Annotated in this window: 21 protein-coding genes; 8 read left to right on the forward strand and 13 right to left on the reverse strand. The window is 66.4% G+C overall.

Going from position 1 to position 25042, the window contains the following annotated elements; genetic code table 11:
* Window positions 1–10: 10 nt before the first annotated feature.
* Together hutH and FAZ98_RS08585 are read right to left on the reverse strand one after the other, a co-directional pair.
* Entirely contained in the window at window positions 11–1591 is a 1581-nt protein-coding gene (hutH, locus tag FAZ98_RS08580; protein ID WP_158950631.1) for a histidine ammonia-lyase, read from the reverse strand.
* 132 nt (window positions 1592–1723) lie between these two features.
* Window positions 1724–2656 (reverse strand): LysR substrate-binding domain-containing protein, encoded by a 933-nt coding sequence (locus FAZ98_RS08585; RefSeq protein ID WP_158950633.1) that lies wholly within the window; start codon window positions 2654–2656, stop codon window positions 1724–1726.
* 121 nt (window positions 2657–2777) lie between these two features.
* Here FAZ98_RS08585 and FAZ98_RS08590 point away from each other — a divergent pair, with 121 nt between their 5' ends.
* On the forward strand, window positions 2778–3683 hold the full coding sequence (locus tag FAZ98_RS08590) for an NAD-dependent epimerase/dehydratase family protein (protein WP_158950635.1): 906 nt from the start codon (window positions 2778–2780) through the stop codon (window positions 3681–3683).
* A gap of 144 nt (window positions 3684–3827) precedes the next feature.
* Entirely contained in the window at window positions 3828–4010 is a 183-nt protein-coding gene (locus FAZ98_RS08595; RefSeq protein ID WP_027821027.1) for a hypothetical protein, read from the forward strand.
* Between the two features lie 15 nt (window positions 4011–4025).
* On the opposite strand, the gene FAZ98_RS08600 is transcribed toward FAZ98_RS08595, so the two are convergent.
* The 3 genes from FAZ98_RS08600 to FAZ98_RS08610 are packed head-to-tail and all read right to left on the reverse strand — an operon-like array spanning window position 4026 to window position 5754.
* Window positions 4026–4802 carry a DUF899 domain-containing protein gene (locus FAZ98_RS08600; protein WP_158950637.1) on the reverse strand — a complete coding sequence of 259 codons (777 nt, stop codon included), beginning with the start codon at window positions 4800–4802 and terminating at the stop codon, window positions 4026–4028.
* A gap of 26 nt (window positions 4803–4828) precedes the next feature.
* Window positions 4829–5233, reverse strand: a complete 405-nt coding sequence (locus FAZ98_RS08605; protein ID WP_233272702.1) for an SRPBCC family protein — start codon at window positions 5231–5233, stop codon at window positions 4829–4831.
* Window positions 5167–5754: an ArsR/SmtB family transcription factor gene (locus FAZ98_RS08610; protein ID WP_233272587.1), complete on the reverse strand. Its 588-nt coding sequence runs from the start codon at window positions 5752–5754 to the stop codon at window positions 5167–5169. The genes FAZ98_RS08605 and FAZ98_RS08610 overlap by 67 nt, the downstream gene beginning before the upstream one ends.
* 93 nt (window positions 5755–5847) lie before the next feature.
* Between FAZ98_RS08610 and FAZ98_RS08615 the strand changes: the two genes are divergently transcribed.
* Window positions 5848–6240, forward strand: a complete 393-nt coding sequence (locus tag FAZ98_RS08615; RefSeq protein ID WP_158950641.1) for a hypothetical protein — start codon at window positions 5848–5850, stop codon at window positions 6238–6240.
* Window positions 6241–6362: 122 nt separating this feature from the next.
* Here the strand turns inward: FAZ98_RS08615 and FAZ98_RS08620 are convergent, their stop codons facing one another.
* Window positions 6363–7766: an NCS2 family permease gene (locus FAZ98_RS08620; protein ID WP_158950643.1), complete on the reverse strand. Its 1404-nt coding sequence runs from the start codon at window positions 7764–7766 to the stop codon at window positions 6363–6365.
* Window positions 7767–8324: 558 nt separating this feature from the next.
* Between FAZ98_RS08620 and FAZ98_RS08625 the strand changes: the two genes are divergently transcribed.
* Window positions 8325–9326 (forward strand): PRC-barrel domain-containing protein, encoded by a 1002-nt coding sequence (locus tag FAZ98_RS08625; RefSeq protein WP_233272588.1) that lies wholly within the window; start codon window positions 8325–8327, stop codon window positions 9324–9326.
* 8 nt (window positions 9327–9334) lie between these two features.
* Window positions 9335–10591, forward strand: a complete 1257-nt coding sequence (locus tag FAZ98_RS08630; RefSeq protein ID WP_158950647.1) for an MFS transporter — start codon at window positions 9335–9337, stop codon at window positions 10589–10591.
* Between the two features lie 442 nt (window positions 10592–11033).
* Here FAZ98_RS08630 and FAZ98_RS08635 read toward each other — a convergent pair whose 3' ends face one another.
* Window positions 11034–11510 carry a DUF3331 domain-containing protein gene (locus FAZ98_RS08635; protein ID WP_158950649.1) on the reverse strand — a complete coding sequence of 159 codons (477 nt, stop codon included), beginning with the start codon at window positions 11508–11510 and terminating at the stop codon, window positions 11034–11036.
* Between the two features lie 914 nt (window positions 11511–12424).
* On the reverse strand, window positions 12425–13333 hold the full coding sequence (locus FAZ98_RS08640) for a LysR family transcriptional regulator ArgP (protein WP_158950651.1): 909 nt from the start codon (window positions 13331–13333) through the stop codon (window positions 12425–12427).
* A gap of 263 nt (window positions 13334–13596) precedes the next feature.
* On the opposite strand from FAZ98_RS08640, the gene FAZ98_RS08645 reads away from it, so the two are divergent.
* Window positions 13597–14214 carry a LysE/ArgO family amino acid transporter gene (locus tag FAZ98_RS08645; RefSeq protein WP_158950653.1) on the forward strand — a complete coding sequence of 206 codons (618 nt, stop codon included), beginning with the start codon at window positions 13597–13599 and terminating at the stop codon, window positions 14212–14214.
* 142 nt (window positions 14215–14356) lie between these two features.
* On the opposite strand, the gene FAZ98_RS08650 is transcribed toward FAZ98_RS08645, so the two are convergent.
* From FAZ98_RS08650 to FAZ98_RS08660, 3 genes are all read right to left on the reverse strand, one after another.
* On the reverse strand, window positions 14357–15202 hold the full coding sequence (locus FAZ98_RS08650; protein WP_158950655.1) for an FAS1-like dehydratase domain-containing protein: 846 nt from the start codon (window positions 15200–15202) through the stop codon (window positions 14357–14359).
* Window positions 15203–15473: 271 nt separating this feature from the next.
* A complete protein-coding gene (locus FAZ98_RS08655; protein WP_158950657.1) occupies window positions 15474–16856 on the reverse strand; it encodes an MFS transporter in 1383 nt (460 codons plus the stop codon).
* A gap of 74 nt (window positions 16857–16930) precedes the next feature.
* Complete coding sequence (locus FAZ98_RS08660) at window positions 16931–19333, reverse strand: cytochrome P450/oxidoreductase (RefSeq protein WP_158950659.1); 2403 nt, start codon at window positions 19331–19333, stop codon at window positions 16931–16933.
* Between the two features lie 160 nt (window positions 19334–19493).
* Between FAZ98_RS08660 and FAZ98_RS08665 the strand changes: the two genes are divergently transcribed.
* Window positions 19494–20369, forward strand: coding sequence for an IclR family transcriptional regulator (locus FAZ98_RS08665; protein WP_158950661.1), 876 nt, complete (start codon window positions 19494–19496; stop codon window positions 20367–20369).
* A 16-nt stretch (window positions 20370–20385) separates the two neighbouring features.
* Here FAZ98_RS08665 and FAZ98_RS08670 read toward each other — a convergent pair whose 3' ends face one another.
* Window positions 20386–21720, reverse strand: a complete 1335-nt coding sequence (locus FAZ98_RS08670) for a cytochrome-c peroxidase (RefSeq protein ID WP_158950663.1) — start codon at window positions 21718–21720, stop codon at window positions 20386–20388.
* 4 nt (window positions 21721–21724) lie between these two features.
* Window positions 21725–23059 (reverse strand): alkaline phosphatase family protein, encoded by a 1335-nt coding sequence (locus tag FAZ98_RS08675; protein WP_158950665.1) that lies wholly within the window; start codon window positions 23057–23059, stop codon window positions 21725–21727.
* Between the two features lie 290 nt (window positions 23060–23349).
* On the opposite strand from FAZ98_RS08675, the gene FAZ98_RS08680 reads away from it, so the two are divergent.
* Window positions 23350–24798, forward strand: a complete 1449-nt coding sequence (locus tag FAZ98_RS08680) for an NYN domain-containing protein (protein ID WP_158950667.1) — start codon at window positions 23350–23352, stop codon at window positions 24796–24798.
* The last annotated feature ends 244 nt before the right edge of the window (window positions 24799–25042 follow it).

The raw sequence follows: 25042 nt of genomic DNA on the forward strand, positions 1-25042 counted from the left end.
GAGTGGCCGATCAACGCGCGACGTGCGCGGCTTCGTTCGCTTCGACGTGCGCTTCCGACTCGAATGCGAACGGGCTGTGCGCCGCGATCGCGCCTTCCTGCACGAGACGCGTGACGGCGGCGATGTCCGGCGCGAAGTAGCGGTCGAGATCGTAATGCGGCACTTTCGCGCGCACCGTTGCCATCACGCCCGCGAGCGCGGGGCTGGTGTGATGCGGCGCGCGCAGATCGACGCCTTGCGCCGCCGCGAGCAGTTCGATCGAGAGGATATTGGCCGTGTTGTCGGCGATGTCGGCGAGCTTGCGCGCGGCGAACGTCGCCATCGACACATGGTCTTCCTGGTTCGCCGAAGTGGGCAGCGAGTCGACCGAAGCCGGATGCGCGAGCGTCTTGTTCTCCGAGGCGAGCGCGGCCGCCGTCACGTGCGCGATCATGAAGCCCGAGTTCACGCCGCCGTCCTTCACGAGGAAAGGCGGCAGGCCCGAGAGCGTGGCGTCGATCAGCAAGGCAATGCGGCGTTCGGCCAGCGCGCCGATTTCGGCGGCGGCGAGCGCGAGATTGTCGGCGGCGAACGCCACGGGTTCGGCGTGAAAGTTGCCGCCCGAGAGCACTTCGAGCGTTTCCGGGAAAATCAGCGGATTGTCGGAAACCGCGTTCGCTTCGATCAGCAGCACCTGCGCCGCGTGACGCATCTGGTCGAGACACGCGCCCATCACCTGCGGCTGGCAGCGCAGCGAATACGGGTCCTGCACCTTGCCGCAGTCGCGGTGCGAGAGGTTGATCGCCGAGCCTTCGAGCAGCGTGCGATACGCGGCCGCCGCCTCGATCTGGCCGCGGTGGCCGCGCAGCTCGTGAATGCGCGCGTCGAACGGATGCACCGAGCCCGCCGCCGCGTCCACGCAGAGCGCGCCGGAAACGAGCGCCGTGCGATACAGGTCTTCGATCGCGAACAGGTTGTTGAGCGCGAGCGCCGTGGACGCCTGCGTGCCGTTGAGCAGCGCAAGGCCCTCCTTCGCCTGCAGCGTGAGCGGCTTCAGACCGGCGGCGGCGAGGCCCGCTTCGGCACTTGCACGCTCGCCGCGCACGAACACTTCGCCAATGCCGAGCAGCACGGCCGACATATGCGCTAGCGGCGCGAGGTCGCCCGAGGCGCCCACGGAACCCTTCACGGGGATCAGCGGCAGGACGTCGGCGTTGAACAGCGTGACGAGCGCGTCCATGACTTCGCGGCGAATGCCCGAATGGCCGCGGCCGAGGCTCGACAGCTTGAGCGCCATGAGCAGGCGCACGACGGGCAGCGCCATCGGCTCGCCCACGCCCACCGCGTGCGAGAGCACCAGATTGCGTTGCAGCAGTTCGAGCTGGTCGTTCGGGATATGCGTGCTCGCGAGACGCCCGAAGCCCGTGTTGATGCCGTACGCGGGCTCGCCCCTGGCCGTGATTTCGGCGACGGCGCGCGCGCCCGCGTCGATGGCCGCGTAGCTCGCGGGATCGAGTTCGAGCGCGACGGCGTGGGCGCCGGTCGAGCGCGCGATCAGGCGCAGTTGCGGCAGGGTCAGATGGCCAGGCGTGAGGCGCAGGGTCGTAGGCATGAGCGAGTCCTGTCTATACAAGTTTCGGAGATGGCCGAAGTCTAGCCTGGCCGCCTTGTATATACAACAACGCGCGCGTGAGGACTCACCCTAAGCCGCGCGTCGCGCAGCGTTCGCGCCGGGCTCGCGAAATCAGGGATCGAGCTGGAGACGCCCCGTGATGAAAGCGAGAAAACACTGCACGCGCGCCGCCAGCGCCGCGTTGCGGTAATACACGGCGTGCACCGGCTGGCGCTCTTCGATCAGCGCGGAATCGAGCACGGTGACGAGCCGCCCCGCCTCGCGGTCGCCCACCGTGAGGAAGTCGGATAGACAGGCTATGCCGCTCGCGGCCAGCGCGAGCTGGCGGATCGTTTCGCCGCTCGACGCCGAAAGCGCGGGCTGGATCGTGAAGCCCGGCGGCTCGGTCGCGCCCGGCGACGCGGCTTGCGGGCCGTGGGCGCCATCGGCGCGCAGCGGCCAGCGGTTCAGATGCGCGGGCGCCGTGAAGCCGAGCAGACGATGCTCGCGCAGCGCCGCGAGCGTGCGCGGCGTGCCGTGCGCCGCCAGATACGCGGGACTCGCGACGATGCGCAGCCGGCTCGTACCGAGCGCGCGCGCATGCAGCGTGGAATCCTGCAATGCGCCGATGCGAATCGCGATATCCACGCGCTGCTCCAGCAGATCGACGATGCGCTCGTTGTTCGTCAGTTCGAGCTGGATCTCGGGATACGCGCTCGCGAACGCGGCCACATGCGGCACGACGCAATGGAGCATGAACGGCGTGGCCGCGTCCACGCGCAGCCGCCCCGAAGGCCGCTCGCGATGGCGCGTGACGGCCTCTTCGGCGTCTTCCAGCGCGGCGAGGATCGCGCGGGCGCGTTCGAGAAATAACTCGCCCTCTTCCGTGAGTTGCAGGCGGCGCGTGGTGCGCAGAATGAGCGCGACGCCCAGCTGCTTTTCGAGGCGCGAGAGCGCGCGGCTCACGCCCGAGACGGTCTGCTGGAGTTTCTCGGCGGCGGCTGTGATCGAGCCCGCATCGATCACGGTGGCAAAGACGAGCAGTTCGTCGGTCGAGGTTTTCATTGTTGATTGCGAGTCAAGATTCATTTGAGACTAACACGCTTTTTGCAAAACCCGAATCCGCCGATACTGCGACTCAACGCGATTCATCTCGAATCGGATCGGGTCCACTCAGGAGCATTCCATGAAAGTTTTCGTGACAGGCGCAGGCGGTTTTATCGGCGGGACGATCGCGGCGCATCTCGTGCGCGCGGGCCATGAGGTGCGCGGCCTCGTGCGGCGCGCGGAACAGTTCGCCGACCTCGAAGCGCTCGGCATCGCGCCCGTGCAAGGCGACCTCGACGACCGCGACGTGCTGATGCGCGAGGCGCGCGCCGCCGACGCCGTCATCAACGCGGCCAGCAGCGATCACATGGGCGCCGTGCAAGCGCTGCTCGACGCGCTCGAAGGTTCGGGCAAGGCCTTCCTGCACACGAGCGGATCGAGCATCGTCGGCGACGCCTCGGGCGGACTGCCCACCGATCGCATCTACTATGAAGACGCGCTGCCCGAACCCACGCCCGATAAAGCGCCGCGCGTGGCCATCGACAATCTCGTGCTCGCGGGCGCCGAACGCGGCGTGCGCAGCGCCGTACTCTGCAACACGCTGATCTACGGCGTGGGCGCGGTGCCGGGCGCGGCGAGCGTGCAGTTGCCGCGGCTGATTCGCCAGGCGCAGAAGAGCGGCATCATGCGGCACGTGGGGCCTGGCCTGAACATCTGGTCGAACGTGCATGTGGACGACGTGGCCGAGCTGTATCGCCTCGCGCTCGAGAAGACGCCGGCCGGCACGTTCTATTTCGTCGAAACGGGCGAAGCGAATTTCCGCACCATGAGCGAAGCGCTCGCCAACGTGATGGGTCTGGGCGCGCCGCAAGACTGGCCGCTTGATCAGGCGATCGAGGAATGGGGTTACGAGATGGCGTCGTACGGGCTCGGCTCGAACAGCCGTGTGCGCGGCGAACGCGCGCGCAAGCTGCTCGGCTGGCAACCGCGGCGCACGTCGGTCACCGACTGGATTCGCAACGAGATGCCGGTGCCGCAGCGGTGAATCGCGCGTCCTTCGCACAACGTGAGCCCTGCGAAAAATAGCGCAAACACCGGGGCGATTGTTGCGTATCCGTAAGGTCAGTCCGCTAGAATCCGGCCGATTGCACTACCCGCCGACGCGACGCACGTCGGCACGGATACACCGATGCTTCTCGCGCTCAATTTCGACTGGCTGACCAATCTGCTCGCCATTCTGTTCGTCGTCGCGTGTCTGTATGACGCGCGCTACGACGAATATGGCACGCTGACGCTCGCCGCCGCCGCGATGGGCCTGATCGTCATGGCGATCGAGGTCCTGTTGCGGCCCGCGTTTGAGATGTCGCTGTAGCGGCGTCCTTTATCGCTATGCCTCGTGGCGTTCGTGCGCGCAGCACGAGGGCGCCGCGCCTGCTTCGTAGCGATCGTGATGGCGCACCCACTCGCGCATGTCCACCTGCTCGTTGCGGCCCTTCGCCGTGAATTCGAGCATCGCGTAGGTGCCGATCGCCGTTTCCACACCGCGCGCGTACGCCGAATACGTGTGATAGACCGTGCCCGACGCGTCGCCCGGATCGAGATAAAACGCGCTGATGCCGGGCAATTCGTCGCTCGCGTAATCTTGCTCCGCGTAGTTGTAGACGGCTTTGCCGCGCGCCTTGTCCTCCTCGGTGAACGACACGCGATAGTCGAAGTTGAAGTCGCTGCCATGCGACGAGACCCACGGAAAGCGCCAGCCCATGCGCGCCTTGAACGCCTCGATCTTCGCGAGCGGCGCGCGCGACACCGCCACGTAAGTCACGTCGTGATGCTCGAGATGCGCGAGCATGCCGTCCACATGATCGGAAAGAAACGAGCAGCCCACGCAGCCCTCTTCCCAGTCCGGCCCGAGCATGAAGTGATAGGTCAGCAACTGGCTGCGCGGCCCGAACAGTTGCACGAGCGTGCGCGGGCCTTGCGGCGTATCGAATTGATAGGTCTTGTCGACGTGCACCCACGGCAGCGCGCGGCGCTTCGCGACGAGCGCGTCGCGTGCCTGCGTGAAGGCGCGCTCTTCGGCGAGCAACGCCTCGCGCGCGGCCAACCATTCGGCCTCCGAAACAATGGGGTGGGCGATTCGAGGCGCGTTCTGTTGCGATTCCATCGTCGATGTCTCCTTTGATGAGCGGGTCAGCCGAAGCGCGCCGCCAGCAGATCGAGCGCGCTCGTCCAGCCCTGATGATGCGAATTGCGCGCGGCTTCGTCGAAGAAGCGTTCGTGCGTGAGCGTCAGGAGCGTGGCCTCGCCTTCGGCATGCAGCCTCACTGTCACGCGCGATTCGCGCTGGGGCGTGGTGTGCCACGCCCAGGTGAATGCGAGCTTTTGCTCAGGTACGACTTCGAGATACCTGCCGCTCACGTCGTGCACTTCGCCGTCGGGCGCGTGCATGACCACGCGAAAGCGGCCGCCCACGCGCACGTCGGCTTCGGCGTGAACGCAGGTGTTGCCGAGCGGCTGCATCCAGCGCATCAGCTGCTCGGGCTGCGTCCACGCGGCCCAGACTTGCGCGGCGCTCGCCCGCAGGCGTCGGCGGATCGTGAGACTGGGCGCTTGATCGGCGACGTGATCCGCGGTGTGTTCGCGGCGGCCTTCGCGCCGGATTTCAGAGTCGGGGTCGGTTTGGTCAGACATGCGTCGCCCTCCACGAAGGCTGCGAGACGATCGAGTTGTTCGCCCCAAAAGCGCTGATAGTGCGCGAGCCACTGCATCGCGTCCTCCAGCGGCCCCGCGGCGAGCCGGCACGCGACCGTGCGGCCGGATTTCGCGCGCGTGACGAGGCCCGCCTGGGCCAGCACGTCCAGATGCTTCATTACCGCCGGGAGCGAGATATCGAAGGGTTCGGCGAGTGTGCTCACCGAGAGTTCGTCGTGCCGGGCGAGGCGCGCGAGCATCGCGCGCCGCGTGGGGTCGGCGAGCGCGGCGAAGGTGCGGGTCAGGATCTCGCCCGCCGTTTCGTTGCTCCGTTCGATCGCGCTGGCGGCCGTGCCATTAACCGCGCGTTCGGCCGTGTTTTCGGCCGATGCGGCTTCGTCATGCTTAACCATGCGGTTAAGCATAGGCGACGAGCCTGCGATGTCAAGGCGCGCGGCTAGAATGACGTTTCACGCCGTCTTCCGGCCACCTTCTCTCTTCCTTTTCGCGCGAGCGCCATGCCGTCCAAAATCCGCAATTCGCTGCTCTGGATCTTCGACGCGTTCGAGCGCGAAGCGAGCTTCGTGCGCCGCCCCATGTTCGGCTGCGACGCGGCTTATCTCGACGGCCTGCTCTGCCTCGTCGCCGCCGACCGCGATCCGCCCTTCAACGGCCTGCTCGTGTGCACGTCGCGCGAGTTGCATGCCGCGCTCATCGAGGAACTGCCCGCGCTGCGCGTGCATCCCGTGCTCGGCAAATGGCTCTACGTGCCGCAAGCCGATCCCGCCTTCGAAGACACCGCCGAGGCGCTCACGGCGCTCGTCCGCGCGCGCGATCCGCGCATCGGCGTGCAGCCGAAGCCGCGCAATCCCGGCACGGGCGGCCGTCGCAACAGCGTGCTGCCGAAGTAACGCCGCGCGCGTTTCCCGCGACATCGACATCGAACCATCGCCGCAAAAAACCGCGGCCCGCGCCGCCGGGAAGCGAACGCGGGCCGAGCACGATGCCGGTGTGATCGATACGAATCAGCGCCTCAAATCGCCCAGCCGCCCAGATAGAACGCGGCCAGCACCACGGCGATCACGACCGTGCCCACATTGAGCTTGCGCACCTCGCCGCTCACCACGCGGCCGATCACGAGCGTGCAGAAGCCGAGCATGATGCCGGTGACGATGTTCGCGGTGAGCACGATGAACACGGCGCACACGAGACCCGACATGGCGTCGATGGTGTCGGCCATATCGAGGCGGCTCACGCTCGACAGCATCATCAGCCCGACGTACATGAGCGCGGGCGCCGTTGCGTAAGACGGCACGAGGCCCGCGAGCGGCGCGAAGAACATCACCGCGAGAAACAGCACGCCCACCACGGCCGCCGCCAAGCCTGTCTTCGCGCCCGCCGCCACGCCCACCGTCGATTCGATGTACGCGGCCGCCGGCGCGCCGCCGAAGAAGCCCGAGAAGATCGACGAGAGCGAGTCGGCCGTGAGCGCGCGGCCGCCGTTCACGATGCGGCCATTCGCGTCGAGCTGGCCCGCCTGCCCCGCCACGGCCCGAATCGTGCCGGTGGCGTCGAACACAGCCGTCATCACGAGGGCGAGCACGCTCGGCAGCACGGCGAGCGAGAGCGCGCCCTTGATGTCCATCGCGCCGATCAGCGAGGCATGGCCCGGCGCCGAGAGCGATGGCCACGCGAACACGCCGTGAAACGCCACGCCCGGATCGATCGCGAGCCCGAGCGCCGAGATCGCGACGATCACGATCAGGATCGAACCCGGCACGCGCCGGCGCACGAGCCCGAAGATCGCGGCAAGCCCCGCGACCGAAAGCATCACGGGCAGCGCGGTGATATGGCCGAGCGAAACCGGCAGTCCCGGCCCCGGATTCTTGACGACGAGGCCCACGTCGTTGGCCGCGATCAGCAAGAGAAACAGGCCGATGCCGATCCCGGTGCCATGCGCGATGCCGTGCGGCAGATTGCGCAGGATCCACGAGCGCACGCCGGTCACGGAGATCGCCGTGAACACGAGGCCCATGAGGAACACGGCGCCGAGCGCGACTTCGGGCTTGAGGCCCTTGCCGAGCACGAGGCCGAACGCGGTGAACGCCGTGAGCGAGATCGCGCAGCCGATGGCGATGGGCAGGCGCGCCCACAGCCCCATCAGCAGCGAGCCGAACGCCGTGGTCAGGCACACGGCCACGAACACGGCGCTGGTGTCGAAGCCCGCCTTGCCGAGCATGCCCGGCACGACGAACACGGAATAGACCATCGCGAGGAAGGTCGTGACGCCCGCGATGCCCTCCTGGCGCAGCGAGCTGCCGCGCGCGGCAATGTCGAAATAACGGTCGATGAAACCCGTGGCCGCTCCAACCGGCCGGTCGATCGGCTCGACCTCGGGAGCGGAACCGGCTAACGGCTGCGCGTGGGGTTCGATCATGGTGAGTGCCTCCTTTATCAGCATGCTGAAACGGCTCGGCGGGCTTCTTCGCAGTGCCCTTGTGAACCGCCATCAGGTTGGTCTCGATGGAATGGGTCGTGTCGACGCGTTGCCGGCGCCAGCCGTCTTTGCAGCGGCGCTCATCGTTTTGACATCTCTTTATGGATGCGTCGAAGGTTAGGCCAACGCGCCTGGCGCTCCCATCGCGAGAGACGCATTGAGTTCATGCCGCGATCCTTATATGCCCGCTGGCAGGGCGGCGCACGGGCGGCGCTTGCGCGTATACACCTAAGCGCGCACCTAAGCGCGGCTGATGCGCGGTTCTGGCGCGCGCTGGGCCGATCGCGGCGCGCTCGCGGCGAATCGGGAGCGCGGGTTAGCTTGCACGGCGCTTGCGCAGTGGTCCGAAGTTCGCTTTCCACCGTGACGCAATGCGCCCCAAAAAACGACGCGCTCGCGCGGACCGGCGGCGTGCGCGGGTTACACTCACGCATCCCGTTTCCGTCTGATTTTCGGCCGCGCCTGCGCCGCGCCGGCCGCTCCATGGAGTTTCTGTCGATGAGAGGCGCTTTTTCCCGCCCTTCGCGTGCCGTTCGTTCCGCCCGTCTGGTTTCGCCCCGCCCGTATGCGCTGGTCCTGCTCTCGCTGCTCGCGCTTTCGGGTTGCAGCCTGTTCCGTTCGCCGCCGCCGCCCGCCGAAATCGTCGAGGCCGTGCCGGACTTCGTGGCCAGCGAACCCGAAGCGGCTTCGGCGCCGGAAGCCGCGAGCGAACCCGAACCCGCGAGCGGCGTGAAGCCCGTGCCGCGCAAGCCGCGCCCTGCGCCGGTGCGTCGCCCGCGTCCGGCGCCGCCGCCGCCCGTGCCCGCCAGCGCGCCGCCGGCGCGTCCGCCCGCGCCGCTCGTGCAAACCCGCACGCTCGAGCGCGGCACCTTCCGCACGCTGCTCGACGGCGAAGTGCAGAAAACCGACGGCAAGGTCGTCGGGCGCGCCGTCGACATGATCGCCGGGCCCGGCGGAAAACCCGCCGAAGTCATCGTCAATCTGCAAGGCTTCATGGGCGTGGGCGACCGCAAGGCGAACTTCCCGTGGAGCGGCGTGCATGTGAACGTGCAGCCGAAAACCCCGGCCATCACGCTCGCCTTGCCGCCCAATCTCCAGGCGCCGCCGCAGGCCGCCCCGACCGAGGCGAGCGCCACGCGCCTGCCGATGCTCGACGCGACCGTGGAACGCTCCAACGGCGCGAAGATCGGCCGTGTGGTCGACGTGTTGCTCGACGGCAGCGCCGACCCGCTGGCCGTGGTGCTCGACGTGAGCGGCACGCTCGAAAAACGTCATACGATTGCCGCCGACTGGGCCGCGCTCCACTTCGTCACGAAGAACAACACGCTCGCGGCGCAGCTCGACATGTCGGACCAGCAGGTGGACGCCTCGCCCGCCTACGTCGCCGATCAGCCCGTGCGCGCGGTCACGCCGAGCGCCGCCACGGCCACGGCCGCCGCGCCCGCAGCGTCGGCCGCCCCCGCCACCTCCGCCGCCGCGCCCGCCCGCGGTGCCAAATGACGGGTGGCATGATGCAACAACCCAATCCCAGCCTGCGCAGCGTTCGCGCGCTCGACTGGCTCAACTTCTTCGTCGCGAACGTGCAGACGGGCTTCGGGCCGTTCATCGCTTCGTATCTGGCGTCGCACAAATGGACCCAGGGCGAGATCGGCCTGGCGCTTTCGGTCGGCACGATCAGCGCGATGGTGAGCCAGGTGCCCGGCGGCGCGGCCGTCGACGCGCTGCATAACAAGAAGGCCGCCGCCGCGTGGGCGATCATCGCGATCATCGCCTCGGCCATGCTGCTCGCGGTGAGCCCGACCGTCGTCCCGGTGATGGCGGCCGAAGTGTTCCACGGCTTCGCGAGCTGCATGCTCGTCCCGGCGATGGCGGCGCTCGCGCTCGCGCTGGTCGGCCGCCAGAATCTCGGCGACCGGCTCGGCCGCAACGCGCGCTGGGCCTCGATCGGCAGTGCCGTGGCGGCGGGCCTGATGGGCCTGTGCGGCGAATACGTCTCGCCGCGCGCCGTGTTCTGGCTGACGGCGGCGCTCGCGCTGCCCGCGCTGGTCGCGCTCGCGATGATCGAATACGACCGCAAGGCGGCCCAGGCCTCGCACGCGCCCAAGCCCGGCACCGGCGGCGCAAATGGCGCGGCCAGCGATTCGCGCGAGACGCTGTTCGACCTGCTGCGCGACAAGCGCATGCTGTGCTTCGCCGCGTGCGTGATCCTGTTCCACCTCTCGAACGCGGCCATGCTCAACCTCGCCGCGGGCGAAGTGACGGCGGGCATGGGCGACAACGTGCAACTCGTGATCGCGGCGTGCATCATCGTGCCGCAGGCCATCGTCGCGCTGATGTCGCCGTGGGTCGGCCGCACCGCGCAGGCGTGGGGCCGCCGCCCCGTGCTGATCCTCGGCTTTTCGGCGCTGCCGGTGCGCGCGCTGCTGTTCGCGGCGGTCGGCAACCCGTACTTCCTCGTGCCGGTGCAGATGCTCGACGGGCTCTCCGCCGCCGTGTTCGGCGTGATGCTGCCGCTGATCGCCGCCGACGTGGCCGGTGGCAAGGGCCGCTACAACCTGTGTATCGGGCTCTTCGGGCTCTCGGCGGGGATCGGCGCGACACTCTCGACAGCGCTGGCCGGCTTCGTTGCGGATCACTTCGGCAACACGGTGAGCTTCCTCGGCCTCGCGAGCGCGGGTGCCGCGGCCGTGGTGCTCGTGTGGCTCGCGATGCCCGAGACGCGCGACGCGCTCGAAGAAGAAAGCGCCAACGACGCGAAGGTTTGACCGGTTGCGCCCGCGCTGCACCTACGTGCGGGCAGGCGCAACGGATGAAGGGCAGCAGGTCGCGTAAAAGAGTTGCGGCGGTGGTTCCGGCAGGTGGCTCGGCGAGGTCCAAGCGGGTTGCGCTGTCGTGGCAACCCGTCGTATGCCGAGCAGAAGGATGGGCGCTACTCGAGCGCGTGGCAAGGCGCGCCAGGATCGGGCATACACCACGCGTCAGGCCGGCAAGACCCGGCGGGCGAGCCCGGTTGCGCATGCGCGCAAGAACTTGCCTGCCCGCCTGCGCCCCGCTCGCCAGGCGGTTTTCACGCAAAAACACGCACGCAAGACGAAACCGGCGCCCAGTGGGCGCCGTTCGGTACAACTTCGGTCTGCTATCTAAACCCGCTCAACACGCCAGGCCAACCAGCCTTGCGATGCGTGCCCGCGGCACGCCACAGCGCACTCAGGCAGCCAGCGCCTCGTCGAGACGCGCAGCCACGACGGCGTTCGGCAGGTTGTCAAGCTTACTCGCGAGGATCATCGCGTCGGCATTGGCCGGACGATGACGGCGATTCGGGCTCGGGCGAAACACGGCGTCGCCACGACGAATCTTTTCGCCGGTGAGCGCACACACGGCGCTGCGACGCGCGGTACAGACGCGCCATAACTGGTCGGAATACCGGCCGTAGGTGGCGTCGCTCCAACAAACGGTGATGCTGTCCGGATCATGACGCCGGATCAAGGTAATGCCTTGCGCATCCCACGAGCGTACGGTGGCGCGCCTCCGATTGGCCGCTTCCGATGCGCCGCGCGTGATGGGTACCGGTTTGCAGGTTCTGCCACTGACTTCGAAGTCGCCGTCCAGGCCCAAGGGCTCCGACGCGGCGGACAGCAGGTCAATGGTTTGTTGCCAAACGCTGCCGGTATCTAATTTCGTCATAATGCACCTCGTGCACGTGGAAACGATTCAAATATGCCGGTCGAATAAGCACTCTGCCACGTCCGGATTATAGCGTGTCCAACTCGTAATCCACAGGGAAAAACATAACTTTCACACGATAATGCCAAACGCAAACAAATGGTGGTGATACCACTTTGCGTTTTCATCACGTTCCATCAATGCTCGTTTCTTTACGTTCGAAACTTTTTCCGATTTGATGATACTTAACAAACTCAAGCGGAAAAAATAACCGCCCTCCCATCTGTTCCGCCCTTCTCGTTCCATTCATGGGATAAGCGAATTGTGCGGCGCTTTGCAGCGACCGATTGTCGCGACCGGCGGTTCAGCGGCCACTGTGGCCGTTTTCCGCGATCTCGCGCATGAAGCCCGCAACTCGCACACGCGCGCGTGACACAGGTCATCAATGAAACGCAAGCCTCTTTTTTGCAGACGGGATGACCGAGGTTTTCCGATGTGAAATGTCAGTCTATTGACAGGTAATTTCTTCACCCGCAGCACATTCAGATCGTCCTTTATCGTTTCGCTGCATTCCATCATTTGAAAAATGATTAATAGAATCTGAAACGCACTGAATTCGTCTGAATAGCGCGGCGAATTGTCTGACGCATCGCTTTAGGCCTCGGCTGTCCTGGCATTGGCAATCGCGACAAGTTTGCGCATACGAATCCACGTCAACGCGGCACCGAACCGGCAATGCGCCGCTTGCCAATCACACTTGCAAGCCACCCTTGCGAGCGGTACCCGCACCCAGCTCGACACACCATGACGGTAACGTTTGCGCGCGGCAAGGCCCTATTGAATAGACCGTTAAAGGCAAAGGCATGACGAAGCGCGGACGAACCTCGTTCGCGCATGATGCCGGTGCCCGTTCCGCGTTCCGGTCTGGCTCTCGCTCAGGCGCCGCGCCCCTGATCGAGGAATTCGCCCGCGCGACGCTTGAGCATCGTGCCGAAATCGTCGAGCCAGCCAATCGAGAGCCGCCAGCTCTGCCAATAGAGATCGACGTCGAGCACGCGGCCCGGCGTGAGTTCGACGAGTTCGCCGCGCGCGAGATGCGGCGCGATCATGCGCTCGGGACACATGCCCCAGCCGAGCCCGCTCACGCAGCAGCGCAGGAAACCCGCGACGTGCGGAATCCAGTGCAGTGGCGCGTCCACCTGCGCGCGCGTGATGCGGCGAATGAAGCGCTTTTGCAGCTGATCCTTGGGATTGAACTCGACGCAAGGCGCAAGCCGCAGTGAGTCGCGGGAGACGCCTTGTGCGAAATAGCGCTCGAAAAACGCGGGCGAGCACACCGCGAGGTAGCGCATGCGCCCGAGCCGCGTGGAGCGGCAACCTTGCACCGGCTCGGCCTGGGTCGTGAGCGCGCCTTGCACGCTGCCATCGCGCATGCGTTGCGCGGTGTGGTCCTGATCGTCGATCACGAGGTCGAGCAGGATGCCGCGCTCGACGCAGAAGTCGGCCACGGCGTCGATGAACCACGTGCCCACACTGTCGTCGTTGACAGCCACGCGCAGCGTGGGACGCGCCGCGCCGATAGCGTCGGGAAAGCTCGGCATCGCGCCGCCCAGTTCCGCTTCGAGCAATTGCACGCGCTCGGTGTGACGGCACAGCAGCGCGCCGGCGGCCGTCGCCACGCAGGGCTGGCCGCGTTTGACGAGCACGGCGCCCACGCGCTCCTCCAGCAACTTCACGCGCTGCGAGACCGCGGAGGGCGTGACGTTGAGCGCTCCGGCGGCGCGGTCGAACGAACCGTGACGCACGACCGCGCCGAGCGCGTCAAGCAACGCGTAGTCGAACATTAGCGTTCCTTAATCCAGTTAAAGAAAATGAGCTTTTCTAAACTCGCTCATGACGGCAGACTAGCTTCGTTTTCCGCAGCTGTCCACGCGGCTCGTCAAGCGGCACGCGAACCCGCGCGGCATGGGCGTGAAATCGACTTGCATTCGACCTCTAATCGACATGCAAGCGGCGCCGCGTCGGAGCCGCGCTGAAGCCGCGCCGGGCCCGCCTCAAGCGCCAATCCGCAACGCGGCCGTATCGCTCCATTTTTCTCGCATCGATCATGAACTGGCTTGCCTTCACCCACGGCGCGGCGCTTTGCGCGTCGCTCATCGTCACCATCGGCGCGCAGAACGCCTTCGTGCTGCGCCAAGGCATTTCGCGCTCGCACATCGGCAAGATCGTCGTGTTGTGCACGCTCTCGGACTTCATCCTGATCGGCGCAGGTGTAGGCGGCGCTTCGGCGCTCGTCGAGCGCTATCCGACCTTCGTGCACCTCGTGCTCTACGCGGGGCTCGCGTGGCTCGTGTGGTTCGGCATCGGCGCGCTGCGTCGCGCGGTGCGGCCCACGCATGCCGTGCTCGACGGCAACACCGCCCAACCCGTTGCCGATCAGCGCGCATGGCCCATCATGCTCATGACGCTCGCGTTCACGTGGCTCAATCCGCATGTGTACCTCGACACGTTTTTGCTGATCGGCACGGCCGGCGCGCGCGAGCCGCAAGGCAGCCGGCTTGCGTTCGCGATCGGCGCGATGGCCGTGAGCGCCGTGTGGTTCGTCGGGCTGGGCTACGGCGCGCGCGCGCTCGCGCCGCTCTTCAAGCGCGCCGGCGCGTGGCGCGTACTCGACGGCGCCATCGGCGGCATGGTGTTGCTGATCGCATTCGCGCAGCTGCGCTGAGCGCTTGCGCGTTCGTGTAAGACGCTTGAGCGACTGCATGAAATGCTTGCGCGATTGCATGGAACCTGTGTGCAATCGCGTCGCGTACTCGCGACGTTTGCCGCGCGATCCGGTCACCAGGAATCGCGCACCACGAACGGCGTCACTCGAACGTGGCGCTCGCCTGCATCGCCAGCCAGCCTTCGTGATCCTTCGCCCAAAGGTCGACGGAGCGGCCGTCGGCGGCACGCCTGCCGCATAGCGTGAACGCGTTGCCCGCGAACAGGGGTCGCACGGCGCGAAACGCGAACGTCGCCACCTTGGCCTCGGGCGCTTCGCGATGCACGAGATCGAGCAGCAAGGTCGCGATGAGCGGCCCATGCACGATGAGACCCGGATAGCCCTCTTCTTGCGTCACGTACGGGAAATCGTAGTGAATGCGATGACCGTTGAAAGTGAGCGCCGAATAGCGGAACAGCATGACGGCGTCGGCCGTCAACGTGCGCGACCATGTCTCGCCCTGCGGCGCGGCCTTGGGCCTCGGCGCGCTCGCTCCCGCCTGCGCGGCATCGCGATAGACGATGTCGTGCTCTTCCTCGATACACAATTCGCCGCCGCGCTCGTAACGATGCTCGACCGTCACGAACACGAGCCGCCCGCTGCGGCCGGTCTTGTCTTCGATATTGGCAATGGTCGAGGTGCGCGTGGCTGGGTGTCCCGCACGCAGCGGCGCATGAAAGCTCAGGCGTCCACCCGCCCACATGCGGCGCGGCAAGTCGACGGGCGGCAGAAAGCCGCCACGTAGGGGATGGCCGTCCGCGCCCACTGCGGCGAGCGGCGCAACCGGCAGAAAGTAGAGCCAATGCCATAGCGGCGGCACGTCATGCGCGGGCGTGTCGCGATCGAGCGTCGCGGCCAGCGCGCGTAACGGAAAAGCGGTGATCTCGTCGGTGAGCGTTTCGGTTTTGTCGATCCATGCGCGCAGCGAGGGCGTAGGCGTGTCCGGCATCGTGATCCTCCGTTTGGAGGTCTCATGCTACGCCCGATTCGCGGCTCGCTCGCGCACACGTGCAGACGAAAAAAAAGATCGAGACGTTTTTCGTCTCGATCTTTCTGCGCTCGAGGAACGCCGCCGTTAGCGGTTCGCGCTCACCCGCCAGCGCGCGGTGGCGGCCGCGCGATCGGCACAGCGCGCGAGAGCGGCGCCGTCCGTTACGCGGCGATGCCCGTGCGAGCGCCGTGCGCCGGCCTGCGCGGCACGGCGCAGGCGTTCGCGCCAGTCACTCCATCTGCGTCGCCGCATGCTTGCCTCCCGCCGCCGGGCGGCCCCCGCCTTGCGAGCGATGAATCGCGACGATACCCGCGAGCGACACGCAGGCGGGCACCGCCGCCGCGATGAACAGCGACGACGACGACCATTGCAGATGCATCAGCGCGCCGCCCAGCACGGGGCCGACCACCGAGCCGATGCGCCCGATGCCGAGACTCCAGCCGATGCCGGTCGAACGCAGCGACGTGGGGTAGTACGTGGCCGCGAGCGCATTGAGCGCGGGTTGCCCGCCGATGATCGAAAAGCCCGTGAGAAAGATCGCCACGAACATCGCCACGACCGAGACCATCACGGCGGGATTGCCGATGGCCGCCGTGGTCACGATGGCGATCAGGAACGTCGTGGCGAGCACGCGCGTGAAGCCCACGATGTCGATGACGCGACCGAGCAGGAGCGTGCCGATCACACCGCCGCCCCACAGCGCCGTGCCCGCGAGCACCGCGGTCTGCGTCGAATAACCGGCCTCGCGGATCACGGTCGGCAACCAGTTCGAGAGGAAATACATATCGAGCAGATTCGCGAAGTTCACGATCCACAGCAGCAGCGTGACGCGCGCGCGGCCTTCCTTGAACAGCTCGACGAAGGGCACGCCGCGCGAGCGCGTTTCCGTGGTGGTGAATTCGGTCTCCGTGGACAACGCGAGCGCCGGCGCGATGCGCGAAAGATTGCGGCGCACGCGCGCATTCGCGCCGCCGCTGCGCTTGCCCGCCTGACGGAACAACAGGAACTGGATCGACTCCGGCAGCGCGAGCCACATCAGCACACCGAGCACGAGCGGAATCGCGCCGCCCACGAAGAACACCGCGCGCCAGCCGAACGCCGGAATCAACGCCGCCGTGATCAAACCGCCAAGCACGCCGCCGAGCGTGAAGCCGCACGAGACGATCATCATGAGCGTCACGCGCATGCGGCGCGGGCTGTATTCGCCCGCGAGCGCCATTGCGTTGGGCATGATGCAACCGAGGCCGAGGCCCGCCACGAAACGCCACGCCACGAGTTCGCCGATCGAGTGCGCGAAGCCCGTTGCGAGCATGCATGCCGAGAAGAACAGCGTCGCGCCGATCAGCACGGGGCGGCGGCCGATCTTGTCGGCGAGCGCGCTGAACGTGAGCGAACCCACGAGCATGCCGAACAGGCCCGCGCCGAACACGGGCGCGAGCGTTTCCTTCGCAATGCCCCACTCGCGTATCACCACCGGCGCCACGTAGCCCATCGCCTGGACGTCGAAACCGTCCATCACGAGGCACAGTGCGCATAGCACGACCACGAGCAGTTGCCACGGTCCGAACCGGCTTTCGTCGATGACGCCGGTGACCTCCACGGTTTGTTTCATGCTTGCCTCCAAAGCCCTTGTTTCAAGGTGTTTTATCGTTGCGCTCGTTATGATCGATTTGCGCGTTTCTGTTACTACAGTTCCAGCACCAGCCGGCCGCATTTCGCGCGCGAGCAGCAGGTCATCATGCGCGTTTGCGTGTCGCGTTCCGCGCGCGTGAGCACGACGTCGCGGTGATCGATCTCGCCCGCGAGCACGCGCACTTCGCACGAGCCGCACAGGCCTTCTTCGCAATCGCTCTGCACGTCGATATTGGCGCGGCGCAGCGCGTCGAGCACGGTCTGATCGGCGGCCACGTTGAGCACCAGCCCCGAATCCTTCAACTCGACTTCGAACGCGCGCTCGTGCGCGGGATCGAGCGTGCCCCTCGTCACCGCGAAGTGCTCCACGCGCAGCGCGTCGTCGGGCCAGTTCGCGCTGCAGGATTCCAGCGCCTCGAGCATGCACGCGGGACCGCACGCGTACACGCGCGTGGCGTCGTCCACGTTCAGGGCGGCGAAGTCGTTGCGCGACCCTTCGTCGGACACGTGCAGATGAAAGCGCTCGCCATGCAGTTGCGTGAGTTCGTCGACGAAAGCCATCGTGGCGCGCGAGCGGCCGCTGTAATGCAATTCGTAGTCGATACCGAGTTCGCGCGCGCGACGCGCCATTGCGCTCACGGGCGTGATGCCGATGCCGCCCGCGATGAAGATCGCGCGGCGCCCTTCTTCGTCGAGACGGAAATGGTTGCGCGGTCCACGAATCTTCAGACGCGCGCCCACGCGCAGCGTGTCGTGCACCCATGCGGAGCCGCCGCGGCTTTGCGCTTCGCGCAGCACGGCGATCTCGAACGCGCGCGTGTCGGCCGGGTCGCCACACAGCGAATACTGGCGCGAGAGCCCCGTGTCGCCGCATTCGACGTCGATATGCGCGCCCGGCGCCCAACGCGGCAGCGTGGCGCCGTCCGGCGCGACGAGGCGCAGATGCACGATGCCATCCGCGGGGACTTCGACACGCTCGACCACCACGGGCCGGCTCAACGCATGCGCCGAAGGCTCGCCGATGCGCACCGGCACCTGCGCGTCGCGCACCGCCGCGTTCACGCGTTCGGGGTTCTGCGCGGGGTCCCATTCCACGAGCACATGCTCGGGACCGCGAAACGACGTATTGGGCACGTAGCTGAAGGTCTGCTCGGCGAGCCGCATGTGCGGCAGGCGGCGCGTGAACTCTTCGAGGAAGATCTGCATCTCCATGCGCGCGAGATTCTTGCCCATGCACTGATGCGAGCCGTAGCCGAACGTGACGTGATCGCTCGCGTTGTCGCGGCGAATGTCGAACAGATCGGCATCGGCGAAATGACGCTCGTCGTGATTCGCCGACGACGTCACGATCAGGAGCTTCGAGCCCGCCGGAATGTCGATGCCGCCGATCTGCACATCTTTCGTCGCGAGACGCCGCCACGCGGCCACCGAGCCGTTGTGGCGCAGGCACTCTTCCACCGCGTTCGGAATCAGGCTCGGGTCTTCGCAGATCTCGCGCCATGCGTGCGGATGCTGCAGCAGCAACTTCATCGCATTCGCGGTGGCATTGGCCGTGGTTTCGTGCGCGGCCACGATGCCGGCCATCATCATCGAATGCAGATAGGAATCCGTAACAACGTCAGGATGATCCTTCTGCTTGCGAATGCCGTATTGCATCCAGCCGGGACCGTCGGGGTTCTGGCGCATCTTGTCGAGCACCTTGCCCGCGAACTGCCAGAAGTTACCGACCGCGTGCGCCACCGCGACCTGCTCTTCCGGGCGCGGACGTCCCCACGTATTGACCGTATGCGCGATCGAATACTTGCGCAGCAGGTCCATATCCTCTTCGGGCACGCCGAGAAAATGCAGCGCCACGGTCAGCGGCACTTCCCACAGCATCTGATCGACGAGATCGGCGCGGCCGTCGTCGATGAAACGGTCCACGTATTCGCGCGTGAGCTTGCGCACCATCGGTTCGTGATGCTTGAGATGCTCGGGCGTGAACGGCTCCATCAGCGCGCGGCGGCGCGGCATGTGCGCGGGCTCGTCTTCGTTCACGAGCGTGCGGTTCAAGGCAAAGCCGTACGACGCCAGCACCGCGTTGGCCTCGGGGCCCGTGGGCGTGATCTTTTCGAGCGCGATGGACGGCGAGAACGTGAGGTTGTCGCGAAAGATCGCCTTGATGTCGTCGTAGCGCGTGACGACCCAGTAGCCGAGTTGCGGGCTGTAGAACACCGGTTCCTGCTCGCGCGCCCAGCGCACGTATTCGGGCGGGTCCTGCTGATAACCGTCGCTGAACGGATCGAAGGCGGCCGCGTTGGCACTGACGGGACAACCCGCTGCGGCAGGCGTGACGGCTGCCGTTGCCGCGCCATGCGGAAACGGGCAACGCGAAAGCGCGCCTGGGCCGGCCGCGCCTGAGCCGGCCGCGCCTAAGCCGGCCGCGTTCTGGCCCGATTGAGAGGGAGTCTGGCTCATGATTGTCTCCTGCGTCGATGCGGAATCGCGTTTTGCGTAACTCTAGTACGCAATGCGTAATTCAGAGATAGGGGTTAACCTGCAACGCCCCGGATACACCGCGCCGGTATGCGTCCCCTAAAATCCCGCCTATTGCCTTCATCGCTTCGTACCTGCGCCAATGGAAAGCCGTAAACCCGCCCGAGAGAAAGCCCCTAAACCCGCGTCGAACGCCGCCGCGCAGTCCGGCACGCCCCCGCGCGATGCCGGCGCGGCGCCGCGTGAACGCCGTCAGCGCGTGCAATCGGCGCAAACGGGCATGGCCGTGCTCAAAGGCCTCGCGCGTCTGGGCGGGCGGGCGAGTTTGTCGGGACTTGCGGCGGCTGTGGGGGAAAGTCCCGCGAAGGTTCACCGCTATCTGGTGAGCCTGATCGAAGAAGGTCTCGTGGCGCAGGACACGGCCACGCAGCAATATCTGCTCGGCGCCGAGGCGATGATGATCGGCGTGGCCGCCATGCGTCAGGCCGACCCCGTGCGCATTGCCGAACCGGCGCTCGTGCGCCTGCGCGAATCGCTCGAAGTGACGTCGTTCGTCGCGGTGATGGGCAACAAGGGGCCCACCATCATTCGCTTCGAGGAGCCGGGGCTGCCCGTGACCGTGAACGTGCGCGTGGGTTCGGTGATGCCGCTGCTGTGGTCGTCCACGGGACGCCTCTTCCTCGGCCTGCTCGACGACACGCGCGTGCTCGCGCTCGCGGAAGAAGAACTCGCGCACGCCAACGCCGAACTGCGCGGCGCGCTCGACGCCCGCGACCCGATCGGCGCATTGCGGCGCGACGTGCAGGCCACGCAATGCGCGAGCGTGCGCGACACGAATCTCAAGGGCATCAGTGCCGTCTCCGCCCCGCTCTTCGACCAGACCGGCAAACTCTGCGCCGTGCTCACGGCGCTCGGCGCCTCGGGCGGCTTCGACGCGTCGCCCGACGGCGCCATCGGTCGCGCCTTGCGCACCGAGGCGGCCGCCGCGAGCGGCTTGCTCGGTTACATCCCGCGCTGAGATTCGTTCGATATCCTCAGCGTTTCGTCGCGGCCAACGTCGCAGTTGCGGTCGCGGCCGCCGATTGCGCGGTGGATCGACGCGCGGGACGGTAGCCGTCGTTCAACGTTTTGAGGAAGGCCATCACGTCGTCGATATCGTGCTCGTTCCATGCGGGCCGCTCGCCGGGCTTGCGCGTGAGCGGTTCGTCGACCGTATCCACGTTGGCGCGCAACGCGGGCGGCAGGTCGTCGAACTTCACGACGCGGCCGTGCGCATCTTTCGGATACCACTTCGCCGGATTCGTGTCGCGCTCCACGTAGAAACGCAGCGCCTCGCGCAGCGTGTGGAAGCGGCCGTTGTGGAAGAACACCTGGCGCGTGGCCACGTTGCGCAGCGTGGGCGTCTTGAACAGACCGCAGTAGAGACGGTTCTTCGCGACGTCGGTGCGAATTGGACCGCACAGGCCTTCGTCGTAATAGCGCGGATCGCGATTCGCGCGCAGTTCGGGATTGCGCGGCACGCCCAGCGCCTCGAACTGAAAGTCGGTGAACAGCGGATGCGCGCCATTCGCGCCGCGCTGATCGATATGACATGACGCGCAATTGCCGCGCGCCGGGTCGTCGAACAGCTTCATGCCGCGCAACTCGCTCGCAGTGAGTTGCGCCTCGCCGTCGAGATACGCGTCGAACTTGCTCGAATACGGGTGAAAGCCCGGCTCCTCGAGTTCGTAGCGCTCGACCGCCCGCATTGCCTGACGCAGCGCCATGTCCTTCGAGACGAAAATCGTCTCGCCGAACACTTGCCGGAAACGCGCGGCGTACGGCGCGCGTTCGAGTCTCGCGACCACGGCGCCCGCGTCGCGATTGGCCATCTCGTTCGCGTTGAAGAGCGGGAACAGCGCCTGGTCGTGCAGCGTATTGAAGCGCCCGTCCCACGCGAATCCACCCGAAGGCGGACTGTCGGCGTCGGTGAGTCGCTCGAAGATGCTGGCCGCCTGCACGTGCGTCCACACCGGCGTGCGGTTGAGCACGTAGCCGAGCGTGGGCACCGCGCGCGTGCCCTGCGAACGCAGGTCGGGGCCGCCCATTTGCGCGGCGAGGCCGTTGGGCGGACCGTACGCGTGCGCGGGACTATGGCAGCTCGCGCACGACATGCGGCCCGAGGCCGAAAGCGCGGGATCGTTGAAGATCAGCTTGCCGAGCGAGGCAATGTCGCTCAGCACGGGCGGCGTGGTCGAGACGGACGCGGGCGGCGCCGCGCGCGCCGGCGTGACGGCGCATACCGCCGCCGCGGTCATGACGACCGCGGCGGCGACGCGCAGCGCTGCCACGGCGCGGCGTGCCGTGTGGCTTGCGAAGAAAACGCTCATCGGCTTAGAGATTCGTGAAGATATCCTTGCCGAAGCCCGCAAGCCCCGTCTGCCCCGCGTAACCGAGGTAACCGAGACCGAACATGTCCTCGATACTCTTGAGCATCGCATAGTGGTTGTACTGCACCGTCGAGACCGTGCCCGGCTTGATGAACTTCGAGATCATCACCGCGCCCGTGCGGTCGCCGCCGTAGCTTTGCTTCGCGAGCACGAGGTCGATGTTGCCCGAGAGACCCGTTGCGTTGATGCCGAGCGACGAGAGATACGCGGCGGGCACGGTGCCCATCTTCGCGCTCTGCGGGAACGCGCCGAGGTTCGGGCCCGGTTGCTGGCTGCAGCAGGTATCGCCCGAGAAGGCGAAGTCCACTTCGGTGGCGTTCGGCATCGATACCGAGGCGTAGCTGCTTTCGTCGAAGTTGATGATCAGGAGTCCGTCCTGTTTGAATGCGGGCGACGCGGTAATGACGGGCACCCACTTCTGCAGGAAGGCGTCGGCGGACACGAGGCCACCGGTCGCGCCATTCGCGCACGGCGCGTCGTGGCCGTCGTCGCAGGTGCTCGGCGTGATGAAGTTGAAGTTCGCCGTGGTCGACACCTGCTGCAGATCGGTCGTGAGCTTGTCCAGATTCACGACATTGGCCGCGCAGTCGGGCGAGTCGATGATCGAATGAAAGTACATGAACGGATTGTGGCGCGTGGCGTACGAGTCGCCGGCGGGCGTGGTCGCGTTCGGGGCTTCCTGCGTATTGGTGAGGTCGGTCGTGCCGAGCGCCGGGTGGCCGCAGGTTGCCGCTTCGCGCGCGGGGTCGTTGCCCATGTCGCCCTCGTAGCCCTTCCACGTGTATTTCGCCGCCGTGAGCTGGTCCGCGATCGTTTTCACGCTCGCCGGATACACGCAGCCCGTGCCGATCGCCTGGCCATCCGCCGTCATGCCCGTGAGACTGAAGTCCGCATAGGTCGTGCAGTCGTTGTCGGTTTGCAGCGTGGGCGACTGGCCGCTGATCATCGAAATGTAATTGTCGAGACTCACGTGGCCCGTGCCGTAGTACTGCTGCACGAGCGCGCCCTGCGCGGTAAGCGTATTCGCGAGATACGGCGCCTTGGTATTCGCGCCGAAGGTGGTCGTGTAGTTCTCGTTTTCGAGCGTGATGATGAAGACGTGCTTGATCTGCTGCGTGCTGCCGGCGAGCGACGCCGTCTTGTCCGACGAACCGCAGGCGCTCACGAAGAACGCGACAAACAAGGCGGCGAAAAGCGCGGCGCAATACGTGATAACGCGCGTGGCAAAGCGCGTGAAAGGCAACGCGGCAAAGCGCTTGCCCCGGGAGTGAACGGCCATGGGAAGTCCTCTGAGTGTCGAGTCGTTATAGGTATGAGGTGGTGTGCACCTTTTTTGGTACCCGTTCGATACCGAATGAACGGGACGCGCAAGCTTACGAAGCGTCGATGACGTTTCCATGAAAATGAAAGCTGTTTTTGACCGATCGTTCGCAAATTGCCATCGAGTGACACGATTGCGCGCGCAACGAGCGCGGGCGCGCACCGGGTGCACGTTTGCCGAATCGGGGCCCGTGCCCGCGCAACCGGCTATCATGTGCGTTGGTACAGCAGATGGAATGAACGAATCACATGGCCTCCCCTCAGGAAAACGTCAGCATGGCGGTGTTCTGCGACTTCGAGAACGTGGCGCTCGGCGTGCGCGACGCGAAGTTCGACCGCTTCGATATTCAGCTCGTGCTCGAGCGGCTGCTGCTCAAGGGCAGCATCGTCGTGAAGAAGGCGTACTGCGACTGGGAACGCTACAAGGGCTTCAAGGCGGGCATGCACGAAGCGAGCTTCGAGTTGATCGAAATTCCGCACGTGCGCCAGTCAGGCAAGAATTCCGCCGATATTCGCCTCGTCGTGGACGCGCTCGATCTCTGCTACACGAAATCGCACGTGGACACGTTCGTGATCGTGAGCGGCGACTCCGACTTCTCGCCGCTCGTCTCCAAGTTGCGTGAGAACGCGAAGAAAGTGATCGGCGTGGGCGTGAAGCACTCCACCTCCGACCTGCTCGTGGCGAACTGCGACGAATTCATCTTCTACGACGATCTCGTGCGCGAACTCGCACGCGAGCAGCAGGCGCGCGCGAAGAGCAAGGCCGAAAGCGCGAAGCGCGCGGGCGGCGACGAGCGCCAGCCGAAGCAGGACAGCGAAGACCGCAAGAGCAAGGCCGTGGCGTTCGCGATCGAAACGCTCGACGCGCTCGTGATCGAACGCGGCGAGAGCGGCAAGATCTGGGCGTCCGTGCTCAAGAGCGCGATCAAGCGCCGCCGCCCCGACTTCAACGAAACGCGCTACGGCTTTCGCGCGTTCGGCAATCTGCTTGAAGAAGCGCAGTCGCGCGGCTTGCTCGAAGTGGGCCGCGACGACAAGTCAGGTACGTGGGTGTCGCGTCTGAACCCGCCGCCGCTCGGGGTTTCCGCAGCGGAAGCGGCCGACGTCGTTGAAGAAACGCGCGCGCCGCGTCAGGACGAGCCGCGCGGGCGTCGCAAGGGCCGCCGCAACGGGCGTGGCAATGCGGCCCACGAAGCAGGCGATACCCAAGGCGCGCACGACGCGCAAATGGATACGGCGCACGATGCCCAGCACGAGATGGCGTTCGACGCGGCGGAGGGCTTTACGCCGGTGTGGGAAGCCGCGTACGAGGAGCGCGAATCCAGGCTGCCGTTCGCGGCGGATGACGACGACACCGAGGTGAGCCCGCAACGCGAGACGCGCGAACGATCGCGCGAACGAAGGCACGAAGAAGCGCGCGAAGAAGCGCGTTCAGACTCGTACCCGGATTCGCAGGACGAGGCGCAAGCCGCCGAAGCGGAAGCCCCGGCGCCGTCGCGCGCCCGCAAAACGGCGCGCAAGAGCCCCGCGCGCAAAAAGGCCCCCAAGAAGGATAAGGCGGTCGCGGCCGAACACGATACGCCGGCCGTGGCGCCCGCACCGGTTGCCGAAACTCCGGCTGAACCCGCGGCGAAAGCGCCCGCCGCCAAGAAAGCGCGGGCGCGCCGCCCGCGCAAGGACGCGAGCGACGCGAGTTAAGCCACGCCGCCCGTCAATCGCCGAACGGATTGGCGGGCCGCTTCTTCACCGCGTTGTCGCCGGACCCATCGCCCGCTTCGTCAGCGGGCTTTTTTATGGCGCCGAACGGATCGACCTTCCCCGCCGCCGCTTTCGCATCGCCGAACGGATTCGCGGCCGCCGCGCGCTGCGTACCGCCGAACGGGTCGCGGTTTTCGTGGCGGTTTTCTTCACGCGTCTCGTCGTTTATCGCATCGCTGGCTTC

This window comes from Paraburkholderia acidisoli (assembly GCF_009789675.1).
In the GTDB taxonomy this organism is placed as follows: Bacteria; Pseudomonadota; Gammaproteobacteria; order Burkholderiales; family Burkholderiaceae; genus Paraburkholderia; species Paraburkholderia acidisoli.